This window comes from Paenarthrobacter sp. NPDC089988, from assembly GCF_044748465.1.
Lineage (GTDB): Bacteria > Actinomycetota > Actinomycetes > Actinomycetales > Micrococcaceae > Arthrobacter.
In genome coordinates this window covers 1-3,108 of sequence record NZ_JBIVGD010000044.1, presented here as the reverse complement: position 1 = coordinate 3,108, position 3,108 = coordinate 1, and the positions used below count along the sequence as shown (strand labels likewise).

The window sequence follows — 3,108 nt, the reverse complement described above, 5'->3', positions numbered from 1 at the left end:
GACACCCTCTACGCCATGCTCCGCGACGGCACCCTCTACCAAGCCCAAACACCCAAAACCGCTTGACGAAAAACATAGGGACACTCTCACCGAACAGCCCCTTCGGACGGACGCTCTCTCACCGAACAGCCCTTTCGGACGGACGCTCTCTCACCGAACAGCCCTTTCGGACGGACGCTCTCTCACCGAACAGCCCTTTCGGACGGACGCTCTCTCACCCGTGAAGGGTCAGACGGTATCCGCGAGGTAATCGATGGCCAGTTTGTACCCCAACACGCCGGCGCCAACAATGATCGCCTGGCAGACACCCGACAGGTACGAGTGGTGGCGGAACTCCTCACGCTGATGGACGTTGGTGATGTGAACCTCGACGGCGGGCAATTGGACAGCGGCCAGCGCGTCACGAAGTGCCACTGAGGTATGAGTGAAGGCACCGGCGTTGATGACGATCCCGACGGCGGCGCCCCTTGCTGCGTGGATTGCGTCCAGGAGATCACCTTCGTGATTCGACTGGACGCAATCCACCGTGAAGCCGTGCGATTCGGCCGCGGACAACGCGAGCTGCTCTACGTCGGCCAGCGTGGAGGTCCCGTACTTCTCGGGTTCGCGCGTGCCCAGGAGATTCAGGTTGGGGCCGTTGATAACAAGGATGGTGCCGCGGCCGGCTTCGGTGGCTTGAGTCATGGCACCCAATCTATAGCGGCGCAGGAGCCTCCGTGAATTGCGCCCGGCAGGTGAGCGAGGATCCCGGAAAAACACCCATTATGTGAGAGATGGTCCGGGAAAAAGGGGGATTTGGTGAGAGAGGGTGCGGACTACTTGCGGGTGCACTGGCCGGAGCCCACCGGGTTGCTGAGGCCCGGGGCCTGGGCAGCGACGGGCTGCACGTCCTCCATGGTCAACGCGAAACCAAGAGCTTCGTTGCTGGTTGTCTTGGCGAAAATCAAACCAGCAACCTGGCCGTCCGTAGTGAGCAGCGGACCGCCGGAGTTGCCCGGCTGCACGTCGCCTGCAAGCTTGTAGACCTGCTCGGGCGAGGGGTTGCTGCCATAGATGTCAGGTACGAGGACGGTGGCGATTCCCTCGACAGTCGCCGGCTTCGACTGGAACGGCCCGCCGTGGGGGTAACCGGCAAATGCCGCCGGGCTGCCGTCAGGCAGGTCCGAACTCAGCGCAAGAGGTGAGGCTGAGAGCCCGTCCACGGCCAGCACGGCGATATCCCGCTGGGGGTCGAAGTAGACCACCCGACCCGGCAACGCGCCGCCGTCGGGCACTTCCACTACCGGTTGGTCCACGCCGGCCACCACGTGCGCGTTCGTGACCACGCGGCCCGGCGAGACAACAAAGCCAGACCCCGTCTGGTTCTGTCCGCACTCGAAAGCCGTGCCCGCGATCTTCAGCACGGACCGGGCGGCCTGATTGAGGGCAGGGGTGTCGGTTGAGGCGTTGGGAACCTGGACCGGAGTGGCGGAGCCGAAGCCTTCGATCAACTTGGGAATGCCGTCGCCGATCACCGTGGACCGCAACTGCGCCATGGTGCTCTTGACCGGAGTGGGCGTCAGCGAGTCGATGTAGCGAATCACGCGGGACTGGGCCAGTTGCTGCGAAACGAACGGCACGCCCAAGGAGCTGATGCTGAACGCGAGCATGGACATCACCAAGGCAGCAACAACCACGCTGACCACGCCACCCACCAGGCGATCCACGGCGTGCAGCGGCTTGAGCCGCACTACGTGCCGGATGCGGCGACCGATCATGGTTCCCAGCCCGTGACCCAAGGCGATAAGCACGACGGCGGCACCCACCGTTGCGGTAAGCCTCCAGCCGCTGTCGCTCACCCAGCCGCTGACGAGCGGCACTGCTATAAACGCTGCGATGGCGCCCACAATGAATCCGGCAATACCACCCAGCGTCACCAGGAAGCCATTACGCAGGCCATAGATCAGGTAGGACAACAGCATCAAAATCAATGCCAAATCCAAAATGGTCAAGCCAAACACCAATGCTCCTCATAGCCGGGTAGCGCCAATTCTAGAGGGGCACCCTGACAGGATTCCGTTAGTCCGGTCACGATAGGGTGCCATTCATGGCCTCCTGTTGCGCGCCAACTCAGGCGAGGGAGGACGAAATCCGCGTGTTTTCAGCGTTTCGCGTGCCAAGTACGTCACAGAACTCTAAAAATTCTGAAACAATGGCTGAAGCGCCACGACCGAAACTTATTCTCAGGAGACTTCATGGACATCGAGGTATTGCGCCGCGCACCCCTCTTCGCCACCCTTGACGACGACGCATTCCGCTTGCTGACGGACGAACTCACCGAGGTGGACCTTTCACGTGGAGCATCGGTGTTCCGCGAAGGTGACCAGGGTGACCAGCTTTACTTCATTGTTTCCGGCAAGGTGAAGCTCGGCCGTACGTCGCCGGACGGCCGCGAGTCGCTGCTGGCCATCCTCGGCCCGGGCGAACTCTTCGGCGAGATGGCACTCTTCGATCCGAGCCCCCGCACGGCAACCGCCACGGCAGTTTCCGAAACGCGCCTGGCAGGCTTGAAGAACGAGAGCCTGAACTCCCTCCTCCGTACGCGCCCCGAGGTTTCCGCCCAGTTGCTGCAGGCCCTGGCCCGCCGCCTGCGCCGCACCAACGACTCCCTGTCCGACCTCGTTTTCTCGGACGTTCCCGGTCGTGTTGCCAAGGCCCTTCTGGACCTTGCAGACCGCTTCGGCCGCCCCGCAACCGACGGCGTGCTGGTTGCCCACGAACTCACGCAGGAGGAACTGGCCCAGTTGGTGGGCGCTTCCCGCGAAACCGTCAATAAGGCACTGGCCGAATTCGTCCAGCGCGGTTGGTTGCGTCTCGAAGCACGCGCCGTGGTGATTCTCGACATGCAGCGTCTGCGCCAGCGCTCCCGCTAGGACTTATTACGAGAAAGCCGCCCCGGTCCAAACGAACCGGGGCGGCTTTTTTGTTGTGCGTTTGGCGGCCGGTGAGAGTGTCCGCCTCAAGCCGGGGTGTCGTGAGAGTGTCCCTATGTTTTTCGTCAAGCGGTTTTGGGTGTTTGGGCTTGGTAGAGGGTGCCGTCGCGGAGCATGGCGTAGAGGGTGTCGCAGC

Annotated in this window: 3 protein-coding genes; 1 reads left to right on the top strand and 2 read right to left on the bottom strand. The window is 62.7% G+C overall.

The window, feature by feature from the left end:
• Positions 1 to 228 precede the first annotated feature (228 nt).
• Together aroQ and ACIPV6_RS23605 are read right to left on the bottom strand one after the other, a co-directional pair.
• Positions 229 to 684, bottom strand: coding sequence for a type II 3-dehydroquinate dehydratase (gene aroQ / locus ACIPV6_RS23610; RefSeq protein WP_400273227.1), 456 nt, complete (start codon positions 682 to 684; stop codon positions 229 to 231).
• Between the two features lie 131 nt (positions 685 to 815).
• Positions 816 to 2,000 (bottom strand): MarP family serine protease, encoded by a 1,185-nt coding sequence (locus ACIPV6_RS23605; protein ID WP_400273226.1) that lies wholly within the window; start codon positions 1,998 to 2,000, stop codon positions 816 to 818.
• 234 nt (positions 2,001 to 2,234) lie between these two features.
• Between ACIPV6_RS23605 and ACIPV6_RS23600 the strand changes: the two genes are divergently transcribed.
• Positions 2,235 to 2,912, top strand: a complete 678-nt coding sequence (locus ACIPV6_RS23600; protein WP_003797871.1) for a Crp/Fnr family transcriptional regulator — start codon at positions 2,235 to 2,237, stop codon at positions 2,910 to 2,912.
• Positions 2,913 to 3,108: the final 196 nt, after the last annotated feature.

Coding starts and splice junctions, on each gene's coding strand:
- aroQ (WP_400273227.1), bottom strand. CDS start 684: ATGACTCAAGCCACCGAAGCCGGCCGCGGCACCATCCTTGTTATCAAC.
- ACIPV6_RS23600 (WP_003797871.1), top strand. CDS start 2,235: ATGGACATCGAGGTATTGCGCCGCGCACCCCTCTTCGCCACCCTTGAC.